The organism is Streptomyces sp. NPDC057253, assembly GCF_042669125.1.
GTDB lineage: Bacteria > Actinomycetota > Actinomycetes > Streptomycetales > Streptomycetaceae > Streptomyces.
Map to the genome: position 1 here is coordinate 20,768 of NZ_JBHUXV010000003.1, position 19,740 is coordinate 40,507.

16 protein-coding genes are annotated in these 19,740 nt (G+C 71.4%); 10 read left to right on the top strand and 6 right to left on the bottom strand.

What is annotated here, in order from left to right; translation table 11 throughout:
* The first annotated feature begins 141 nt into the window (after positions 1-141).
* From ACFULQ_RS02185 to ACFULQ_RS02210, 6 genes are all read left to right on the top strand, one after another.
* On the top strand, positions 142-1,509 hold the full coding sequence (locus tag ACFULQ_RS02185; protein WP_383536881.1) for an amidase family protein: 1,368 nt from the start codon (positions 142-144) through the stop codon (positions 1,507-1,509).
* A 20-nt stretch (positions 1,510-1,529) separates the two neighbouring features.
* Positions 1,530-2,549 (top strand): carbon-nitrogen hydrolase family protein, encoded by a 1,020-nt coding sequence (locus tag ACFULQ_RS02190; protein WP_383536885.1) that lies wholly within the window; start codon positions 1,530-1,532, stop codon positions 2,547-2,549.
* The gene (locus ACFULQ_RS02195) at positions 2,546-3,283 is read left to right on the top strand and encodes an IclR family transcriptional regulator (RefSeq protein WP_383536888.1); all 738 of its coding nucleotides are present in this window, start codon (positions 2,546-2,548) and stop codon (positions 3,281-3,283) included. Before ACFULQ_RS02190 ends, ACFULQ_RS02195 begins: the two co-directional genes overlap by 4 nt.
* Positions 3,284-3,376: 93 nt before the next feature.
* Entirely contained in the window at positions 3,377-5,005 is a 1,629-nt protein-coding gene (locus ACFULQ_RS02200; RefSeq protein ID WP_383536891.1) for a thiamine pyrophosphate-dependent enzyme, read from the top strand.
* Between the two features lie 25 nt (positions 5,006-5,030).
* On the top strand, positions 5,031-5,972 hold the full coding sequence (locus ACFULQ_RS02205) for a malate dehydrogenase (protein ID WP_383536894.1): 942 nt from the start codon (positions 5,031-5,033) through the stop codon (positions 5,970-5,972).
* Between the two features lie 49 nt (positions 5,973-6,021).
* The gene (locus ACFULQ_RS02210) at positions 6,022-7,482 is read left to right on the top strand and encodes an aldehyde dehydrogenase family protein (RefSeq protein WP_383536897.1); all 1,461 of its coding nucleotides are present in this window, start codon (positions 6,022-6,024) and stop codon (positions 7,480-7,482) included.
* Positions 7,483-7,573: 91 nt separating this feature from the next.
* On the opposite strand, the gene ACFULQ_RS02215 is transcribed toward ACFULQ_RS02210, so the two are convergent.
* The 4 genes from ACFULQ_RS02215 to ACFULQ_RS02230 form a co-directional block, all read right to left on the bottom strand.
* Positions 7,574-8,365, bottom strand: coding sequence for a hypothetical protein (locus tag ACFULQ_RS02215; RefSeq protein WP_383536899.1), 792 nt, complete (start codon positions 8,363-8,365; stop codon positions 7,574-7,576).
* The gene (locus ACFULQ_RS02220; RefSeq protein ID WP_383536902.1) at positions 8,362-8,892 is read right to left on the bottom strand and encodes a SigE family RNA polymerase sigma factor; all 531 of its coding nucleotides are present in this window, start codon (positions 8,890-8,892) and stop codon (positions 8,362-8,364) included. Before ACFULQ_RS02220 ends, ACFULQ_RS02215 begins: the two co-directional genes overlap by 4 nt.
* A 321-nt stretch (positions 8,893-9,213) precedes the next feature.
* Positions 9,214-11,637, bottom strand: coding sequence for a non-reducing end alpha-L-arabinofuranosidase family hydrolase (locus ACFULQ_RS02225; RefSeq protein ID WP_383537325.1), 2,424 nt, complete (start codon positions 11,635-11,637; stop codon positions 9,214-9,216).
* A 260-nt stretch (positions 11,638-11,897) separates the two neighbouring features.
* Positions 11,898-12,437: a winged helix-turn-helix transcriptional regulator gene (locus tag ACFULQ_RS02230; RefSeq protein WP_383536905.1), complete on the bottom strand. Its 540-nt coding sequence runs from the start codon at positions 12,435-12,437 to the stop codon at positions 11,898-11,900.
* Between the two features lie 107 nt (positions 12,438-12,544).
* Between ACFULQ_RS02230 and ACFULQ_RS02235 the strand changes: the two genes are divergently transcribed.
* Entirely contained in the window at positions 12,545-13,993 is a 1,449-nt protein-coding gene (locus ACFULQ_RS02235) for an MFS transporter (protein ID WP_383536907.1), read from the top strand.
* 248 nt (positions 13,994-14,241) lie between these two features.
* Here the strand turns inward: ACFULQ_RS02235 and ACFULQ_RS02240 are convergent, their stop codons facing one another.
* Complete coding sequence (locus tag ACFULQ_RS02240; protein ID WP_383536909.1) at positions 14,242-15,525, bottom strand: MFS transporter; 1,284 nt, start codon at positions 15,523-15,525, stop codon at positions 14,242-14,244.
* A gap of 76 nt (positions 15,526-15,601) precedes the next feature.
* Here ACFULQ_RS02240 and ACFULQ_RS02245 point away from each other — a divergent pair, with 76 nt between their 5' ends.
* From ACFULQ_RS02245 to ACFULQ_RS02255, 3 genes are all read left to right on the top strand, one after another.
* On the top strand, positions 15,602-16,168 hold the full coding sequence (locus ACFULQ_RS02245) for a TetR-like C-terminal domain-containing protein (protein ID WP_383536912.1): 567 nt from the start codon (positions 15,602-15,604) through the stop codon (positions 16,166-16,168).
* A gap of 516 nt (positions 16,169-16,684) precedes the next feature.
* Complete coding sequence (locus ACFULQ_RS02250; RefSeq protein ID WP_383536915.1) at positions 16,685-17,512, top strand: enoyl-CoA hydratase/isomerase family protein; 828 nt, start codon at positions 16,685-16,687, stop codon at positions 17,510-17,512.
* An 87-nt stretch (positions 17,513-17,599) separates the two neighbouring features.
* Positions 17,600-18,466, top strand: a complete 867-nt coding sequence (locus ACFULQ_RS02255) for an alpha/beta fold hydrolase (protein ID WP_383536918.1) — start codon at positions 17,600-17,602, stop codon at positions 18,464-18,466.
* A gap of 222 nt (positions 18,467-18,688) precedes the next feature.
* On the opposite strand, the gene ACFULQ_RS02260 is transcribed toward ACFULQ_RS02255, so the two are convergent.
* Positions 18,689-19,693 (bottom strand): GlxA family transcriptional regulator, encoded by a 1,005-nt coding sequence (locus ACFULQ_RS02260; protein ID WP_383536921.1) that lies wholly within the window; start codon positions 19,691-19,693, stop codon positions 18,689-18,691.
* Positions 19,694-19,740 lie beyond the last annotated feature (47 nt).

The following is a 19,740-nucleotide window of genomic DNA, read 5'->3' on the forward strand; positions in this document are numbered from 1 at the left end:
CGGCGACGCCGTCGGTGACCTCAAAGAGACATCAGCCGTACGCAGAGAGACGAAGCGGGATCACCCGCGCGAGCGGTCCGCGGTCTCGCATTGCGAAACAGCCCTGTTCACCGGCAGGGGACGGGCCCCTATGGTCCGCCCATGCACACCGCCCTCTCCCGGCTCGCCGCCGGGACGCTCACCAGCGTCTCGCTCACCGAGGACCTCATCGCGCGCGCGGAGCGGGCGGGGGACCTGGGAGCCTTCGTCACCCTCGACGCCGACCGGGCGATCGCCGAGGCCGAGGCCGCGGACCACGGCCCCGTGCGGGGCCCGCTGCACGGCCTGCCGATCGCGGTCAAGGACAACATCCACGTCGCAGGGCTCCCCAACACCGCGGGCTGCGAGGCCCTCGCCGGACACGTCCCGGTCCAGGACGCACGGGCGATCACCCGGCTGCGCGCGGCAGGCGCGATCGTCCTGGGCAAGACCACCATGCACGAGCTGGCCCTGGGAGCCACCAGCGTGGGCGGCCCGTACGGCCCTGCCCGCAACCCCGCCGACCCCGCCCGATTCGCGGGCGGAAGCAGCGGCGGCACCGCGACGGCCGTCGCCGCCGGTCTGGCCCCGGCCGGTCTGGGCACCGACACCGGGGGTTCGGTCCGCGTTCCGGCAGCCCTGACGGGAATCGCCGGTCTTCGCCCGACGACCGGCCGCTACCCGGCCGACGGAGTGACCCCGCTGTCATGGACGCGCGACACGATCGGCCCCATGGCCCCGACCGTCGCTGACCTGGTCCTGCTGGACTCCGTCCTCGCCGCCGACCGCCTGGCGGTCGAGGCACCCGACCCGCGCCATGTGGTGCTCGCCGTGCCCGAGCACCACTTCACCGAGCCGTTGCACCCGCGCACCGCCGAGGTCTGGGAGCACTGCCTGCACGTACTGGAACGCGCCGGGGTCCGGCTCGTGCCGGCACGACTGCCGGAGGTCGAGACGGCCGAGGAACGGGCCGGATTCCCGATCACGCTGTACGAGGCGGCCAAGCAGCTGCCCGGGTATCTGAGCGCGGCGACGGACGGTACGGATCCGGCGGAACTCCTGGCCCGGATCACCGACCCCGACGTCCGCACCACGATGGAGCGGGTCGTGTTCCCGCAGGCGATCACCGAGTCGGCGTACAAGGCCGCCCTCGACATCCGCGACCGCGTGCTCGTGGACGGCTACCGGCGGATCTTCCGCGCCACCGGGGCCCACGCCGTGCTCTTCCCCACCACCCCCCTGCCCGCCGGACGGATCGACACCGACACCGAGCGCGTTCGGCTCGACGGCGTCCTGCGTCCGGCCTTTCCCACGTACATCCGCAACACGGGACCCGGCAGCGTCGCCGCTCTTCCCGGCCTCACCGTGCCCGTCCGGTCGGCGGGCCCGGGACTCCCGGTGGGTGTGGCGCTCGACGCGCCCTGGAACACCGACCGACGGCTCCTGGGCCTCGGCCTGCTGGTCGAAAGGCTCCTGGAAGCGGGAGCATGAAGAGAAGGAGACAATGCGACATGACAGACACCATCCGCCGTTTCAAGGCCGCGGCCGTCCAGGCCGAGCCCGCCTGGCTCGACGCGGAGGCGGGCGTCGCCAAGACCGTCGACCTGATCGCGGAAGCGGCTCGCAACGGTGCCTCGCTCATCGCCTTCCCGGAAGTGTGGATCCCCGGCTATCCGCACTTCCTGTGGCTGGGCGCGGTCGCCGACCAGGTCCCCTTCGTCAGCCGCTACCACGCCGCCTCCCTCACCCCCGCCGGCGACGGCCTGACCACGATCCGCCGCGCCGCCCGGCAGCACGGCATCACCGTCGCGCTCGGATACAGCGAGAAGGACCACGGCACCCTCTACATCACCCAGACGGTGATCGCCGCCGACGGCAGCGTGCTGCTGCACCGCCGCAAGCTCAAGCCGACCCATGTCGAGCGCGCCCTGTTCGGCGAGGGCGACGGCAGCGACCTCAAGGTCGTCGACAGCGCCCTCGGCCGGCTCGGCGCCCTGAACTGCGCCGAGCACGTCCAGCCGCTCAGCAAGTACGCCCTGTACGCGCAGAACGAGCAGGTGCACGTGGCCAGTTGGCCGTGCTTCGGTCTCTACCGCGACCTCGCCTTCCAGCTCAGCGCCGAGGCCAACACGGCCGTGACCCAGGTGTACGCCATCGAGGGCAGCGCCTTCGTCCTGATGGCCACCCAGGTCATCTCCCCGGCCGGCATCGACGTCTTCGCCTACACACCCGAGCAGCGCCGTCTGCTCACCCCCGGCGGCGGTTGCTCACGGATCTTCGGCCCCGACGGACGTACCCTCACCAAGGACGTCGACGAGGGCGAGGAGGCACTGGTGTACGCCGACATCGACCTCGACGAGATCGACCTCGCGAAGAACGCCTACGACCCGGCCGGGCACTACGCGCGCGCCGACGCCACCTACCTCGTTCACCGGCGCGAAGCCCGCCGACCCGTGGTCCGGGAGGGCAGCCCCGCCGAGACCGTGCTTCCGGCGTTTCCGTCCCTGGACGACGAGATCCCCGAGCCATGACCGGACCCGCCGAAGACCCCCCGCCGCCGGGCCGGCCCTCCGTCCAGACCCTGGACCGGGGGCTCAGGCTGCTGGAGGTGATCGCGCTGTCGGACGTACCGCTGACGCTGGCCGAACTGAGCCAGCAGATGGGGCTGCACCGCTCCATCGTCTACCGGCTGCTGCGCACCCTCCAGGACCACCACCTGGTCGCGCACACCACCCACGGGTACGTCATCGGCACCCGCGCGCAGTCACTGGGCCGGCGCACCCTGCCCATGCTCCAGCGCATCGCCAAGCCGGAGATCGCCAAGCTGGCCGCGCGCGTGGGCCTGACCTCCTTCTTCGTCGTCCGGGACGGCGAGGAGGCGGTCACGCTGGTGTCCGTCGAGGTGGAGAGCACCCGCTCGCGCGCCGTCTACAGCCCCGGCGACCGGCACCCACTGACCCTGGGCTCACCAGGCATCGCCATGCTCTCCGCCGAGCCGCAACGGCTCGGTGAGCGCCCGGAGATCAGCCGTGCCCGGGCCTGTGGCTACGCCGCGACACGCAACGAGGTCGTGCCCGGCCTCGGGACGGTCTCGGCGCCGGTCGTGTCGGCGCCGGGCCACGCCGTCGCCGCCGTGTCGATCGCCTTCACCGTCGAGCACCCGGGCCCGCCGCAGATCGAGGCCGTCCTCGACACCGCCCGCCTCATCACCGGGCGGCTGCGCGCAGAACTCTCCAGCGGCGCCGTCCTGCCCGGGGTCGACTGACGCACGTACGGCACGTTTCGCATAGTGAACGTGCCTGTGGTTCCCGGACGGTGGGCGTCCTAGCGTCCAGGCCTGTCAGAAAGGGGACCCGAGATGACCACGGCCGCCCATGGCAGGACCGTCAAGGAACAGACCTTCGACGTCCTGCGCGCGTACGACCTCACCACGCTGTTCAGCAATCCGGGCTCCACCGAGGTCGGCTTCCTCGCCGACCTGCCGGCCGACATCTCCTTCGTGCTCGGCCTGCACGAGGGCTCGGTCGTCGGGATGGCCTCCGGCAGCGCCCTGGCCACCGGTCGCCCGGCGCTCGTCCTGCTGCACACCACCGCCGGATACGGCAACGCGGTCAGCGCCCTGGCCACCGCCCGTGCGAACCGCGCGCCCCTGGTGGTGCTCGTCGGTCAGCAGGACCGCCGGCATCTGGCCCACGAGCCGTTCCTGGCCGGGAGGTTGGACGGCCTGGCGGGGGAGTACCCGGTCTGGCAGCACACGCCGGCCCGTGCTCAGGACGTCCCCGGTGCCGTGGCCCGCGCCTGGCACGAGGCCCAGGAAGGCCGTGGACCGGCGGTGGTCGTGGTCCCGATGGACGACTGGTTCGCCGCGGCCGACGAGGACGTCGCGCGGGCAGTGCCGCGCGGGCCGGTCGCGGTACGAGGCGGTCGCAGGGCCTCCGACGACGCTCTGTCCGCCCTCGCCGCGCTCCTGGCGGCGGCCGATGCGCCGTGTCTGGTGGCGGGCGCCGGCAACGACACGGCGGACGGCTGGCAGGCGTTGGTCGCGCTGGCCGAACGGCTGGACTGCCCGGTCTACCAGGAGCCGTTCGGCGCCCGCGCCGGCTTCCCCCAGGACCACCGTCTCTTCGCCGGCCACCTGCCCGCGGTCCGCCCCGCACTGCGCGAGGTGCTCGCGCCGTACGACACGGTCCTCACCGTCGGAGCCGCAGCCTTCCGCCAATACACCTATGCCCCGGGCGACTTCACCGCGCCGGGCACCCGGATCTCCGTCATCACGGACGACCCGGAGGAAGCCCACCGCAGCCCGGCGGAGCTGGTGCTGCTCGCAGAACCGGCCGACACCGTAAGCCGGTTGGTCCCGCTGGTGCCCGCCGTCACGCGGTCCTCGGCGCTGAACCGGCCGACAACTCCCCAGCCCCCCGCGCCCGGTGAGCCCCTGCGGGCCGCTCATGTGCTGGCCTCCCTCGCCGAGCGGCTCGACCCGAGCACCGTGGTGGTCGAGGAAACCCCCTCCAGCCGCCCGGACCTGCACCGGCTGCTGCCCGCCAGAGCGCCGCTCGGCTTCCTCAGCGCGGCCATGGGCGGACTGGGCTTCGCCACGCCGGCCGCGATCGGCGTCCGCCTGGGCGCCCCTGACCGGCCGGTCGTGGCCGTGCTCGGCGACGGCTCCTCGCTCTACTCGATCCAGGCCCTGTGGAGCGCCGCCCACTACGGCATCGGCGTCCTGTTCGTCGTCCTCGCCAACGGCCGCTACGCGATCATGGACCGTCTCTCCGAACGCGAGGGCTCCGCTGCTCCGGCCTGGCCCGCCTTCACCGAACTGAGCGTGTCGACCCTCGCCCGGGGCCTGGGCTGCCCGGCCGAACGGATGGAGGACCACGCCGCGTTGCTGTCCGCCCTGGACAAGGTCCTGCCGTCACTTGCGGACCGGCGCGAGCCGCTCGTGCTCGAAGTCGCCGTCGAGGCCGACGCCCACTACTCCTCCTGACTCGCTGATCGGAAGGCACAGACCCGTGAAGGTCGTCATCATCGGAGGCGCCGGCGGTATCGGCTCCTCCGCCGCGTTCAACCTGCTCTCCGCGCAGGGGACGTACGAGATCGTGCTCGTCGACACCCGACCGAACATGATCACCAGCCACACCATGGACCTGGAGAACGCCCTCGGCCTCGGCACTACCGCCGACACCGTGCGCGGCGGCACCCCCGAGGACGCCCTCGACGCCGACGTGGTCGTCCTAAGCGCCGCCGTCCCGCTGCGGCTGAACTCCTCCCGGTCGGTCTTCCTCGCCGACAACGCGCGGATCGTGCAGGAGTGCCTGCGCCCGGTGCGGGGGGCCGGAGCGGACTTCCGCGGTGTGGTCCTCATGCTCACCAACCCGGTCGACCCGCTCCTGACCTGGGTGCACCGGCAGGGCTGGCTGCCCCGCGAGCGGCTGATCGGCTACACCCTCAACGACAGCCTCCGGCTGCGCACCGGCATCGCCTTCGCGCTCGGCGTCCCGGTGAAGGACGTCGGCGCCTGGATGCTGGGCGAGCACGGCGAGGGCCAGGTCCCGCTGTACAGCCGTATCACTGTCGGTGGCGAGCCTGTCGTCCTCAGTGGGGCGCAGCGCGCGGTGGCCGAGGAGTACGTGGACACCTGGTACACCAAGCACGTCGCCCTTGACTCCGGCCGCACATCCACCTGGACCACGGGGCTCGGGACCGCCCGCATCATCGAGGCGATGCACACCGGGTCCGGGACCGTCGTCCCCGCCTCGGTCGTGCTGGACGGCGAGTACGGCGTGTACGGCGCCAGCCTCACCGTGCCCGTCGAACTGCGGCCCGAAGGCGTGCGCCGCATCGTGACCTGGGACCTGTCGGCGGAGGAACTGGCCGGCATGAGCCGGGCCGCGACCCATGTCGAGGCAGCAGCCTCCGAACTCACCGCCCACCGCGCGACCCAGTTTTCCTGACCCGGCTCATCGCGTACCGACGACGTTACGCAGCAAGGAGATCATCCCCATGGCCATCGCCCGAAACCTGTTCATCGCCGGTGGAGACGTACCCGCAGCCTCCGGCCGGACCACCGACGACATCAACCCCTTCACCGGGGAGGTGTACGCCACCGTGGCGGCCGCAGGCCGCGACGACGTCGTGCGTGCCGTGGACGCGGCCCACGCGGCGTTCGAGGCATGGGCGACGACGACCCCCTTCGCACGGCGGGCCGTCTTCCTCAAGGCGGCCGACCTGCTGGACGCCCGGAGTGATGAGGTCGCCGACCTGATGGCACAGGAGGCGGGCGGCACTCGCCCGTGGGCGTACTTCAACGTGGCTCTGGCGGCGAACATCCTGCGCGATGCGGCGGCGGCCGTCACGGCGCCGCGCGGTGAGGTGCTCAACACCCAGGAACCAGGAGCACTGGGGCTGGCCGTGCGTGAACCGCTGGGCGTGGTCGCCGCATTCGCGCCCTGGAACGCGCCGGTCATCCTCGGTGTGCGGGCCGTGGCGGCGCCCTTGGCCGCAGGCAACACGGTCGTCGTCAAGGCCAGCGAGGACGCGCCGATCGCCTGCGGCCTGCTGGTCGCCGACGTGCTGCGGGAGGCCGGCCTGCCGGACGGCGTGCTCAACGTCCTCACCAACGCCCGCGAGGACGCCGCCGAGATCGCCGAGACGCTGATCGCCGACGAGCGGGTACGGGCGGTGAACTTCACCGGCTCCACGCGTGTGGGCCGCGTCATCGGCGAACTCGCGGCCCGCCATCTCAAGCCCGCCGTACTGGAGTTGGGCGGCAAGAACGCCGTCGTCGTCCTCGACGACGCCGATGTGGACTACGCCGTCGACGCCGTGACCTTCAGCGTCTTCATGAACGCCGGGCAGATCTGCATGTCCGGTGACCGGATCCTCGTACACGAGTCGCTGGCCGAGGAGTTCACCCGGAAGTTCACCGCCAAGGCGGCCTCGCTCCAGGCCGGCGATCCCGGGCATCCGCACACGGTGGTGGGGCCGCTGGTGAGCGCCCAGGCCGCACAGCGGGTGGCAGGGCTGGTGGCGGACGCCGTGGCCAAGGGTGCGAGGGTTCTCGTCGGTGGCGGCGAGCCTGAGGGCGCGGTGCACCCGGCGACCGTTCTCACCGGAGTGCCGAAGGGGGCGGAACTGTACGCCTCGGAGTCCTTCGGCCCCCTCTGCGTGGTCGAGACGTTCACCGACGACGATGCCGCGGTGGCCTTGGCCAACGACACCGAGCATGGTCTGACCTGCGGCATCATCACCGAGAACGCCACTCATGGGCTCACCGTGGCCCGCCGGATCCACACCGGGATCGTGCACATCAACGACCAGTCGGTGGCCGACGAGCCCCAGGCACCGTTCGGTGGGGCGAAGGCATCCGGGTACGGCCGCTTCGGTGGCCGCTGGGGGATCGAGGCGTTCTCCAACACCCGCTGGGTGACCATCGCCACCCAGCAGGCGCACTTTCCGTTCTGAACCACCCGGACGGCAGGCCGCGTTCTCAAGTAGGCGCGCGGCGCGATCGCGGCCCCGTCTTCTCGGATGGGGCCGCAATCGTTGCCCGTGTTCACCGGGTCGGGACGAACCCTCCCCGGACCGACGCGGCGCCGCCAGGACCCTGCGCGTCGACGCGGTAGCCGTCGCCCCCAGCAGTGCGCGCGGCGGTGCCGTTGTTGAACTGAGCGGCGAACTCGTGGCTCGCGGCCGGTACGGTGACGCCCGGCTTGAGGACCCAGCGGTAGACCAGCGCGCCGTCGGCCTCCTGGACGGTGACGGTGAAGTCGTCATTCGGCAGGGTCTGCCAGGTGCCGGTGTTCTTCACGGCGCCGGTCTGCACGATCCGGATCTCGATCGTGAGCGAGGTGAGCGGCTGGGTCGTCTTGAGGGTGAGGTTGCTCTGTGTCCAGTAGATGGTGCTGCGCGAATCCAGCGAGCCGGCTGACGACAGCGGTCCGTTCCGGGTCTCGTCGGCGGTCGGCGATGGACTGGTGGTCGGCGGAGTCGGGTGCGAGCTGCCCGGGGTGGTGGCCGGAGGCGGCGCCACAGGGGTCGGGCGGGTCGGCGTCGGTCGCGGGGAGCCGACGGCGGGGGACGGGGTAGCAGGCGTGGTCACGGTGGCCGACGGCGACGGCGACGGGCCCGTGACGATGGCGGCGACGGCGAGACCGCCGGTCGCCAGGACGCCGGCGGCGGCGAACCCGGCGAGCGCGACCCTGATCCCGGACCTCGCGAACGGCCGCGCGCGGTGCCGTACGGCCGGGCCGGCCATGCCGCGTTCCAGCCGGGCCAGCATCCGCGCACGGTCGGGCCGGTGGGCCTCGGCCGCCTCGCGCAGCTTATGGGCGATGTCCTCGTTCACCGGTTCCTCCTCCCTGCCACCAGGTCCCCGGCCGCTCCCGCGCCCAGTATCTTCACCAGCTCGGCCATTCCCTTCGAGGTCTGGCTCTTCACCGTTCCCACCGAGATGCCCAGCGCCACCGCCGTGTCCTTCTCCGACAGGTCGAAGGCGTGCCGCAGCACCACGCAGGCACGCTTGCGGAACGGCAGCCGGGCGAGCGCCGCGCGGACGTCCAGTACGGCCGCCATGTCCGGCCCGTCCACCTTCTCGGGGCCGCGGGACCAGAACAGCGTGATCCGGCGTCGCTCGCGCACCGCGCTGCGGATCCGTCCGCGCGCCAGGTTGGTCACCACACCGCGGGCGTAGGCCAGCGGGTGGTCGGCCTGCTGCAACCGGTCCCAGCGTTGCCACAGGGCGACCAGGGCATCCGCCGCGAGGTCGTCCGCCGCGTCGGTCTCACCGGTCAGGAGGTGTGCCAGACGGGCGAGTTCGGCATAGTGGCGTTCGAAGAATTCGTGGAACTCCGCGGACGCGTCGTCGAGGAGCATCCCTCCGTAGCCCTCTCCTGGCAATGATGTGTGCGTTGGTTGCACGTTGAACAACATCGAAGGCGCACCCTAACAGTGCCCGGCCCGGGACCGACCCGCGGTCGTGCCCATGGGGGACGGTCACCGCCAGGCATGCCGGCAGGCTGACGACCAGCGGCCCCGAGGGATGCCCGTGAGCGGTGCGCGCCCGCGCCACGGTGGCGCCGCTGCGTGTTTCGTTGCCCTCATGCCCGTCCATCCGATAGTTCGACTCGGTCTTCCGGCTCCCAGTTGCCGCCGAGGATCAGAAGGTTGCCGCCGCGACGTATGTTTCTCGGGCCGTCAGCGTTGCAGGGTGAGGATGCCCGGCCGCCACGGCAGCTGGTCGTAGGGGCCGCTCGCCGAGGGGGACTTGCCCTGGTAGAGGAATTGCAGGTTGCAGGGGTCGACGGTCATGGTCTGGTCGGGGTTGTCGCGGACCAGGTCGCCGTGGCTGATGTCGTTGGTCCAGGTGGCGCCGCTGTTGGCCTTGCTGGCGAAGGGGCTGCTCTCGCTCGCCGCCTGCGGGGTCCACGTACCGCCCAGGCTGGTGGCGGTGAACGAGCGGAAGTAGCGGCCGTTCGCCCCTATCGCCTCGACGATCATGAGGTACCGGTTCTGACCCTGGACCTTGTAGACCTGCGGCGCTTCGAACAGGTTGTTCGTCGTGTCACTCATGACCGTCGTGTACGACGAGCCGAAGCTGCCCGGGAAGTTCCCGATCGGCATGCTCGCCCGGTAGATCTTGCCGTTGTCACCGGCGAAGAACAGATACATGTTCTGTCCGTCGGCGATCAGGGTCTGGTCGATCGGGCCGGTACCGGAGCCGGAGATGCTGCCGGTGAACAGCGGCTTTGGCGCGGACCAGCCGCCCGGGTCGGTGGGGTCGCTCGACGTGCGGTAGACGAATGCCGACGCGCCCCACTGGGACGCCAGCACCCAGATGTTCTTGGGCGCGAAGTAGAACAGCGTGGGCGCCACCGCGGACTGGCTCATCCCGCTCTGCCTGGCCGACGCCATGTCCGACCAGTTCGTGAACGGGCCGAACATCATCGAGCCGTACGACGATCCCGAGACGTTCGACGCGTAGACCAGGTGCTTGCCGTTGTAGACCACGTCGGTGAAGTCCTTCACCGACACCCACCCGTTCGCCGGCTGCGCCAGCGCACCCGTCGAGGACCACCGGTAGGTCGACGGAAGAGCGCAGGTGCCGCCCGTCGAGGTCGACACCGGCGTCGGCGTCGGTGTCGACGTGGACGCGGACGACCTGAGGTTCCAGTGCTGGTTGGCGCCGCCGTTGGAGTCCCAGATCTGGACGGGGGTGCCGTTGGCGGTCCGACCGCCGGGGATCTCCAGCGCCCGGCCGCTGGCGACGTTGGTGAGGGTGTAGGAGCCGTCGCTGTTCCGGGCCGCCTTCCAGTGCTGGTTGGCGCCGCCGTTGTTGTCCCAGACGAGCAGCTTGGTCCCGTTGGCGGTCTGGCCGCCCGGCTCGTCCAGGACCCGGCCGCTGGCGATGTTGGTCAGCGTGTAGGAGCCGTCGCCGTTCTTGGTGGCCCGCCACTGCTGGTTGGTGGCGCCGCTTGCGTCCCACACCTGGAGCGGGGTGCCGTTGCCGTTCTGGCCTGCGGGCTCGTCGAGAGCGCGTCCGGCGGCCGCGTTGGAGAGCGTGTAGACGGTGCCGGAGGTGATGTCCCCGGCCGTCGTGGCGCCGCCCGCAGTGCCCCCGCCGCCGCTGCCGCCCAAGGTGGTGAGCACCGCGTCGTAGGCGGGCTTCTTGTTGCCGTTGTTGTCGAACAGCAGCGGGTTCTCGCCGGTGCGCCAGGAGTCGCTGTCGCGGATGCCCCACACGGTGATGCCGGTGCAGCGGGCGACGTCGAGGCAGTCCTGGACGGTGTTGGCGTACGCGGTCGCCGGCGCCTGCGCGATGTCCAGCTCGGTGATCTGGACGTCCACGCCGAGCGCGGCGAAGTTGGACAGGGTGGTCCGCAGGCTCGACGGCGGGCCGCCGGTGCCGAAGTGACTCTGGAAGCCGACACAGTCGATCGGCACGCCGCGGGACTTGAAGTCCTTGACCATGGTGTAGACGCCCTGGGTCTTGGCGTCGGACCAGTTCTCGATGTTGTAGTCGTTGTAGCAGAGCTTGGCCGCGGGGTCGGCGGCCCGCGCGGTGCGGAACGCCTCCTCGATGAAGCCGTTGCCCAGCACGTTCTGGAAGACCGAGCTGCGGTGCTGGCCGCTGCCGCCGTCGGCGAACGCCTCGTTGACCACGTCCCAGGCGTAGATCTTGCCCTTGTAGTGGGTCATCTCCTGGGTGATGTGGTTGTCCATCACACTGCGCAGGGTGGTGGGGTCGGTGAGGGAACTGACCCAGTTGGGCAGCTGAGAGTGCCAGACGAGCGTGTGCCCGCGCATCCTCTGACCGTGCGCGGTGGCGTGGCTGACGATCCGGTCCCCGGGCCCGAAGTTGAAGGTGCCGCGGGAGGGTTCGACGGTGTCCCACTTCATCTCGTTCTCCGGGGTGATCATGTCGAATTCCCGGTCGAGAAGGGTGGAGTACGTCGAGTCGCCGAGCCTGCCCGCAGGCACCGCCGTGCCGAAGTAGCGGCCGCTGCCGGCCGCCGCATCGGCGAGCACGGTCGGGGTGCCGGCGCTCGACGTCAATGCGGCCCGGGCGACCAGCGGTACGGCAGCACCCACGGCGGCGAGCACCGCGGCGGCGGCGATCAGGCGGCGGGTTGCCGGACGGCGGCGATGAGAGGGGTTCTGGTCTGGCAACGGCTTGTCTTTCTTGCGCGGTGGGCCTTGCTCCGGGACCCAGTTGCCTGCGAGTTGCCGCAACGCGCACAAAGGTTGCCGTGGTAGGGGAGGAAGTGTGGCAGGAGCCGTCCCTTGGCGTCCCGTCCACCGGTGGCATGGTGGTACGGGGCGGCGAGGACGCGCTGTGCGGGCACCGCACCGCTGTGGTGTCCGGCTCGGTCGTACAGGCCTCACCCACGCTGTCGTCGCGTGGTACCGCGATGCCGTTCATCGCGGGCGTGCACGCCGTCGTCAGCCACGACCGGGCCCGCCAGTGTCCAGCCCTCCGCCGTCACCTCGGCGTGCACCTCGCCCGGGGTGACCGGCTCGCCGCAGTGGGCGCAGGTCGGGCGGGGGGTGAAGTCGTGGTCGTGGTGGCGCAGCTTCATGGGTGGGGAGGTGGTCAGCCAGCGGTCCCCCCACCGCAGCAGTTCGCGGATGACGCCCATCAGGTCGCGGCCGGCCTCGGTGAGGTAGTAGCCGTCGTGGCGCGGCTCGTCGGGCAGCGGGCGGCGCTCCAGGACGCCGTCGGCGACCAGGCTCTTGAGCCGGGCGGACAGCCGGTCGGTGGGGGCGCCGGTGTTCTTGGCGATCTGGCGGAAGCGGTGGTTGCCGAAGGTGACCTCGCGGACGGCGAGCAGCGACCAGCGGTCGCCCACCACCTGAAGTGCGGCCGCGATCGAACAGGGGCGGCCGGGGACCTCGTACGGGTCGATGCGTTGTGTGGTCACGCTCCGAGTATCCCGCGTGGACTTTGAATCTCAAAGCTTGGGCAATGTCATGGCTCCCGCCCCTTTTGTGGTTTGAATCGCAAAACGCATCGTGCTTCGCTGTGCCCATGAGCTCATCGGTTTGGTTTTCAAAGCAGCGCTTGGCGTCGACCGTCATCCTCCTGGCGGTTTTCATGACCAATCTCGATCTGTGGATCGTCAACGTGGCGCTGCCTGCCATGGGCTCGTTCTTCGCCTCTTCCTCCGGCCGAGCGGCCACGCTGAGCTCCTTGTCCTGGGTGCTCAACGCCTACGCCATCGTCCTGGCGGCCCTCCTGGTCGTCGCGGGCCGCATCGGGGACCGGATCGGGCAGCGGCCGGTGTTCCTCGCCGGCGTCAGCGTCTTCACGCTCGCCTCGCTGGCCTGCGCCCTGGCACCGGACCTGGGAACCCTGGTGGCCGCCCGAGCCCTGCAAGCGGCAGGCGCCGCCGCCCAGCTGCCCACCTCCCTGGCGCTCCTGCTGGCCTCCGTGCCGGCCGAGCACCGCACCCGCGCCACCCGCAACTGGGCGGCCGTGGGCGGGCTCGCCGCCGCCGCGGGCCCCGTCGCCGGCGGACTGCTGGTCCAGGTCGACTGGCGCTGGGTCTTCGTGATCAACTTCCCCATCGGCATCGCCACCGTGGCCGCCGGACTGCGGGTCCTGCCCTCGACCACCCGCCGGGAACAGGGCCGCCTGCCCGACCTCACCGGCGCCCTGCTGATCACCCTGGCCATCGCCGCCCTGTCCGGCGCACTGGTCCAGGCACCGGACTGGGGGTGGCTGGACGCCAGGAGCCTTGCGCTGTTCGCTCTCGCGCTGGTCAGCGCCGCCGTCTTCGTCCGCCGCTCGCTCCAGCACACCCACCCGCTGTTCGAGCTGCCCCTGCTGCGCCTTCCGCAGTTCGGCGCCGCCAGCACCGGCACCTTCGTGTTCGGCATCGCCTTCGCCATCATGCTGTTGTCGAACGTCCTGTGGTGCCAGGAGATCTGGCACTGGAGCGCCCTGCGCACCGGCGTGGCCATGGTGCCCGGCCCCGCCCTGGTCCCCGTGGTCACCCTGCTCACCGCGCGCGCCGCGCAACGCCTGGGCCACGGGCCGCTGGTGACGACGGGCGGACTGCTCTTCGCCGCCGGAATGCTCTGGCGCGCCTGCTTCGCCTCTCTCGACGTCAACTACTGGCTCGACCTGCTGCCCAGTCAGGTCCTGGGCGGCGTGGGCGTCGGTCTGACGCTCGGCACCCTGGTCGCCGCCGGTGTCAGCTCCCTGCCCGGCCACCGTGCGGCCACCGGATCGGCCCTGGTCAACTCTGTGCGCCAGATATCCGCCACCGTGGGCGTCGCGCTCCTCGTCGCCATCGTCGGCACGCACGTCGGCCCCGCACAGCGGCAGGACTTCCGCGCCGCATGGCTGGTGGCGGCGGCGCTGAGCGTCGCCGCGGCTCTCGTCGGTGTATGGATCACCCGCACCGCCACCCGCACCCGCGAGGCCACCGCCTCGGCTCCCACTGCGGCCACCCCCCTGACCGAGCCGCGCTGAACCGTTTTGGGGCACCATCTCGGTTGCGCAGGCGGCATCGGTGCGCGAGCGTGTTGCCGCGACTGGGCTTGAGCACCTGGTGGAGATCACGATGACCATCATCACCACCTGTTCGCCGACCCGGTCGTCGCCGAGGCTGCCGCCGTGGCCGAAGGAGCGTGGCACCCCCTGTCCCACGCCGCCTGCGTCGGGCGTACGGCGATCGCCGCGGCCTCAGGTGGGCCGCGGCGACCGGTTTCGGGCTCTCACTACGGCTGGGGAACGACCGCGGAGGCGGGGGTGCGGGTGGCGCGCAGGCGCTGGGCGAGCAGGGCGAGGGCGCAGAGCGCGGCGACCGTTGCCGCGTAGGTGACGAACGTGTCCTTCAACCCTGCGTGGGTGGCGGCGATGCCTGCGATCACGGCCGGGATGCTGAAGGCCAGGTAGGAGATGACGAAGGCGACGGAGAGCAGCTCGCTGCGTTCGGCGGGGCGGGCTATGCGGGCCAGGGTGCCGAAGCTGGCGAGGGCGGAGCCGCCGAAGCCCACGCCGGCGATTGCGGTGCCGAGCGCGGCCGCGGTCAGGGAGTGCTCCTCCACGCCGGTCAGGGCGACGGCGGTGCCGGCCAGGAGCAGGGTCGCGCTGACGGCGAGGGTCCTGCCGACGGGCCAGCCGCGCAGGGCGAGAGCGGTGAGGAAGGCGGGGCCGGTGAGCAGGGTGACCACGAGTCCGCCGACGACGTGACTGGAGAGGCCGAACAGTCCGACGGCGACGGACGGGCCCAGGGAGAGGTAGAGACCGCCGAGCGCCCAGCTCGCGATGAGGATCGGGACCAGGCTCAGCAGGTCGGCCCGCAGGTGCGGGGCGATGCGCAGGCGGGGCTGAAGCGAGCGGGCGGCGCCGGGGCGGCGCAGCGAGGTCTCGGGCAGGGCCGACAGGAGGGCGCCGGCGATGACGAGGGCGGCGAGCAGCAGGACGTAGACGAGCCGGGTGGGGTGCGGGCCGTACTCGATGAGGAGGCCGCAGCCGAGCGAGCCCAGTCCGAGTCCGAAGGTGGGTGCGGTGCCGGTGACGAGGCCGGCCCGGTGCGGGGCGTGCGCGGGGTTGAGGTCGGAGAGGGCGGCGCCGATCGTCGTCATGGCGGCCCCGGTGGCGATGCCCTGGATGAACCGGGCTGTCAGTAGCAGGCCGACGTTGCCCGCGGTGAGGAACAGGACCATCGAGAGGGCTTCGAGGGCGATGGCGGAGAGCAGGACCGGGCGGCGGCCGAGGTGGTCGGAGAGGGCGCCGAGGACGAGCAGCGCTCCGATCATGCCGAGCACGTAGACGGCGAACACCGTGGTGAGGGTGGTGGCGGAGAAGTGCCATTCCTGCTGGTAGACGACGTAGAGGGGGGAGGGCGCGCTGGAGGCGGCCATGAACAGCACGAAGACGACCGCGAGGGAGGCGAAGGCGACGGGACGGCTCAGCCGTCGTCGCCTCTCCTCCGGCGGCGACGCGTGGTCGGTGGTCGGCGGGGTGGGCTGGAGCTGGGACGGGGCGGGACCGGACACGACGCGACTCCAAATGCAGTGATCGATGCGTTTAGGACGCTACCACTAACGCAACGATCAGTGCGATAATTTCCCCATGGCTGAATCGTCGACCCAGGTACGTCCCGGTGGCCGCTCCGCGAAGGTGCGGGCGGCCGTCCACCGCGCCGTCGCGGAACTTCTCGCCGAGGAGGAAGCGGAGACCCTGACCCTGCCCGCCGTGGCCGCACGCGCGGGCGTCCACCCCACCACCCTGTACCGGCGCTGGGGGTCCATCGCCCAGCTGCTCACCGACGTCGCCACCAGCCGCTTCACCGACGACCTGGTCGTCCCCGACTCCGGCTCCCTCGAAGGCGACCTCCAGCGCTGGCTCGCCGACGTGGCCACCGACGTCGCCGACCCGGACACGCTCGCCCTCATGCGGGCGACCATCGGTTCCGGTCCGGCGGGCGGCTGCGCCTGCGTCGAGGACCGCCACCGCCAGCTCGGCGCGATCATCCGGCGCGAACAGGACCGCGGGGGAGCGGCACTCGACGTCGAGACCGCGGCGGACTTCCTCCTCGGCCCGCTCTACTACCGCGCCGTCTTCACCTCCGAGCCCGCCTCCGCGGACTGGGCCCGCACGCTGGTGTCCACGTATCTGGCGACGCTGCGGACGTCGTGAGGCGCGGGGGCGCGGCGAGGCAGATGCGTCTCGCACAGGCGGCCCTTTCGGCCCCAAGGGCGGCACCGCCGGGCCACTGCCCAACGCACGGTAGATGCCTCGTGGGCGCGACCCGGAAGTCCACCGCCGGACCACCGCGGAGGCCCTTGCGCGCCTTCGCGTTGGCGTGACCCCGCGGTGGGCCGTGGCGGCCCGCGGCAGCGCGAGCCGAGCCTGCCACCGGGTGCGCACCGGGCGGGGTCGAGGTGAGTGGCGCGTTCTCAGCGCTTGTTGGCCCTTCCGTCGTCGGTCGGGCGGCGGTGTGCGCGGGAGGGTAAGGGCGTGACCGACTCGCCCCACACGTAACACCTGGCTGCTCCGGCGTGGACCGCACTGGCACGACCTTGCTGGTCGGCCTGTGTGCCCCAGTCACGTCACCCGCGCCGAAAACAGCCTCGCACTCGATGCCGACGGCCTCTGGCCGTTGCCCGGTGCACCCCCTTGCCCCGCGTGCCCTCGACGAACCAGGAACCTCCCATGCCCAACGATGTGACGGACTCCGCGCAGACCCCGGTGCGTGCTGAACAGCAGAGCCCCGGCTACTGGCGGGTCACCTTCGACAATCCGCCGTTCAACCTCTACGAGCCCGAGGTGGAGGCCGCTCTCGTCGCGATCGTCGACCGGCTCGCGGCAGATACCGGAGTCAAGGTGGTCGTCTTCGACAGTGCCCTTCCCGACTTCTTCATGGCCCACCTGCACCTGGGCCGCATCGCCGAGTTCGGCGAGGGGATGCCCACCTGGTTCCACCTCGTCGACAAGCTGGCCAACGCCCCCTTCATCACGGTCGGTTCCCTTCGGGGACGGGCACGCGGCATAGGCAACGAGTTCCTGACCGCGCTCGACGTCCGGTTCGCCAGCCGGGAGAAGGCGGTGCTGAGCCAGCTCGAGATCGGCACCGGCATCATCCCCGGCTGCGGGGGCATCCAGCGTCTGGTGAGGCTGACCGGTCGCTCCCGGGCCCTGGAGATCGTGGCCTCGGGGGAGGACTACGACGCGGACACAGCCGCGCTGTACGGCTGGGTCAACCGAGCCGTCCCGGACGCCGAACTCGACGCGGTGGTCGACCGGTTCGCCCGCCGCGTCGCCTTCTTCGACTCCGAGGCCCTGCGCGCCGTCAAGGAGATCGTCAACGAGGACGCCCCGTTGCACGGCGCCGCCGAACTGGCGTCCACGCACCGGCGTTTCGCCGAACTCCTCGCGCGCGACTTCGTCCAGCAGCGCCTGCAGGCGTCGGGCAAGGCGAGCCCGGAAGCCGTCTACGACCTGGAGCTGAACATGGGCGAGCGCTTGGGCCCGCGCCAGTAGTCAGGTCACCGATCCCGGACGCGCCCGCCACCCCTTCTCTTCTTCCTTTCTTCTTCTTGCAGTTCAAGCCGCCTGGAGGCGATTGCCATGGCCACCTCGTCCCCGTCCAGCCAGATGACCACGCCCAACCTCCAGGTGGAGGCCGCTGACGGCGTCACCTACCGCTACCGCCGCTTCGGCCGGACCGACGGGACCACCCTGCCGCTGGTCTGCCTTGTGCACTTCCGGGCCAACCTCGACAACTGGGACCCCGCTTTCGTCGACGCCCTCGCCGTCGAACGCGAAGTCGTCCTGGTGGACCTGGCAGGTGTCGGCGGCTCCACCGGTACCACCCCCAACACGGTGGAGGAGATGGCGTACGGTGCCATCGCCTTCCTCGACGCCCTCGCGCTGCACCGCTTCGACCTGCTCGGCTTCTCCCTGGGTGGCTTCATCGCCCAGGAGATCGCCCTCTTCCGCCCGTGGCAGGTCCGGAGGCTGATCCTGGCCGGCACGGCTCCGCGGGGCGGGCGGAACATCCACCTCTACACCGCGGGCGCCATCCGGGAGGCGGCCTTCGACGACGCCCCCTCCGCGGCCAACCTGCTGACCCTCTTCTTCGAGAAGAGCGCCTCCAGCCAGGCCAAGGGCAAGGAGTTCCTGGGCCGCCTGGGCGAGCGCACCGCCGAGCGGGACACCCCTGCGGACCTGGCCGTGCGCGACGCTCAGCTCACCGCCATCTCGGCGTGGGGCGTGCGTGACGACTCCCGCTTGCAGCGCCTGGCCTCCATCCACCAGCCGGTCCTGGTGGCCAACGGCGACAACGACGAGATGGTCCCCACCGAGAACACCCACCTGCTGGCCGAGCACCTGCCCAACGCCACGTTGAGCATCTACCCGGACGCCGGACACGGCTTCCTCTTCCAGTACCCCGCCGATTTCGCCCGCGAGGTCAACGCCTTTCTGGGCGCCTGACCGGCCCTGCGTCGCCCGTTCGTCCGGGTGCGCTGCGACTACGCAGAGGCGTTCCGGGGCAGCCGACGGACGCGCCAAGGGCGTCCACTTCCCCACCGTGGGCGCGGGCGCGGGGGCGATGGGTGTGGAGTTCACCTGTGTGCGGCACAGCTACGGCGTGCGCGTGACCGTCGTGAAGGGCATCCGCGAATCAACCTCTGAGCCCCCGCCCCACCTGCACCGTCAGCGTGCCGCGGTCATGGCCGTAGCCGACTCGGATTCCGCGGCCGCCGTGGTCGAGGCCTGGAACGTCCTGCGGTAGGCGAGGGGTGAGACACCGAGTTCGGCGTTCATGAGCTGGCGCAGCGAGGCCGCGGTCGCGAAGCCGATCTCGCCCGCGATCCGGTCGATGCTCATGTGGCTTGATTCCAGCAGGTGCCGGGCGCGGTCGAGACGCTGCTTGATCAGCCACTGGCGGGGCGTCACCCCGGTCTCGTCACGAAAGCGGCGGCTGAAGGTGCGCAGGCTCATATGGGCGTGCTGCGCCAGCTGCGGCAGGGTGAGCGGCTCGCCCAGGTGCTCCAGCGCCCACTGACGGGTGGCGGAGGTGGAGTCGGAGTCTTCGTCCGGGATGGGACGTTCGATGTACTGCGCCTGTCCGCCCTCCCGGAAAGGAGGCACCACGCAACGTCGAGCGGCGGTGTTGGCGAGGCGGATCCCGTGGTCGAGGCGGATCAGGTGCAGGCACAGGTCGACGCCCGCGGCGGCGCCCGCGGAGGTCAGCACGTCGCCGTCGTCGACGAAGAGCACGCCTTCGTCGAGACGGATATGGGGGTACCAGCGGCGGAACAACGGTGCGCACTCCCAGTGCGTCGTGGCGGTACGGCCGTCGAGCAGTCCGGCCGCCGCCAGGACGAAGCCACCCGTGCAGATCGAGGTGAGCCGCGCGCCCGGACGCACCCGGGTGAGCGCGGCGGCGACGGGTGCGGCCAGTTCCCGGGTGAGCCGGGTCGGGTCGGTGGGCGCGATGACGACGGTGTCGGCGCTTTCCAGCAGCTCGGGCCCATGGCGTACGGCGAGCGCGAACCCGGCATTGGTCTCCACCGGCTCGCCGTCGGCCGAGCAGACTTCCACCTCGTAGTGGCCTTCGACGGCGCCCAGGATGCGCGCGGGGATGCCCACCTCGAAGGGGTAGGCGCCGTCCAGCACGAGGACGGCGACGCGATGGGGGCGAGTGTCGGCGCTCATGGCGCAATTTTAGCGGACCGCATCAATCGTGCCATGCGGCGGGATCG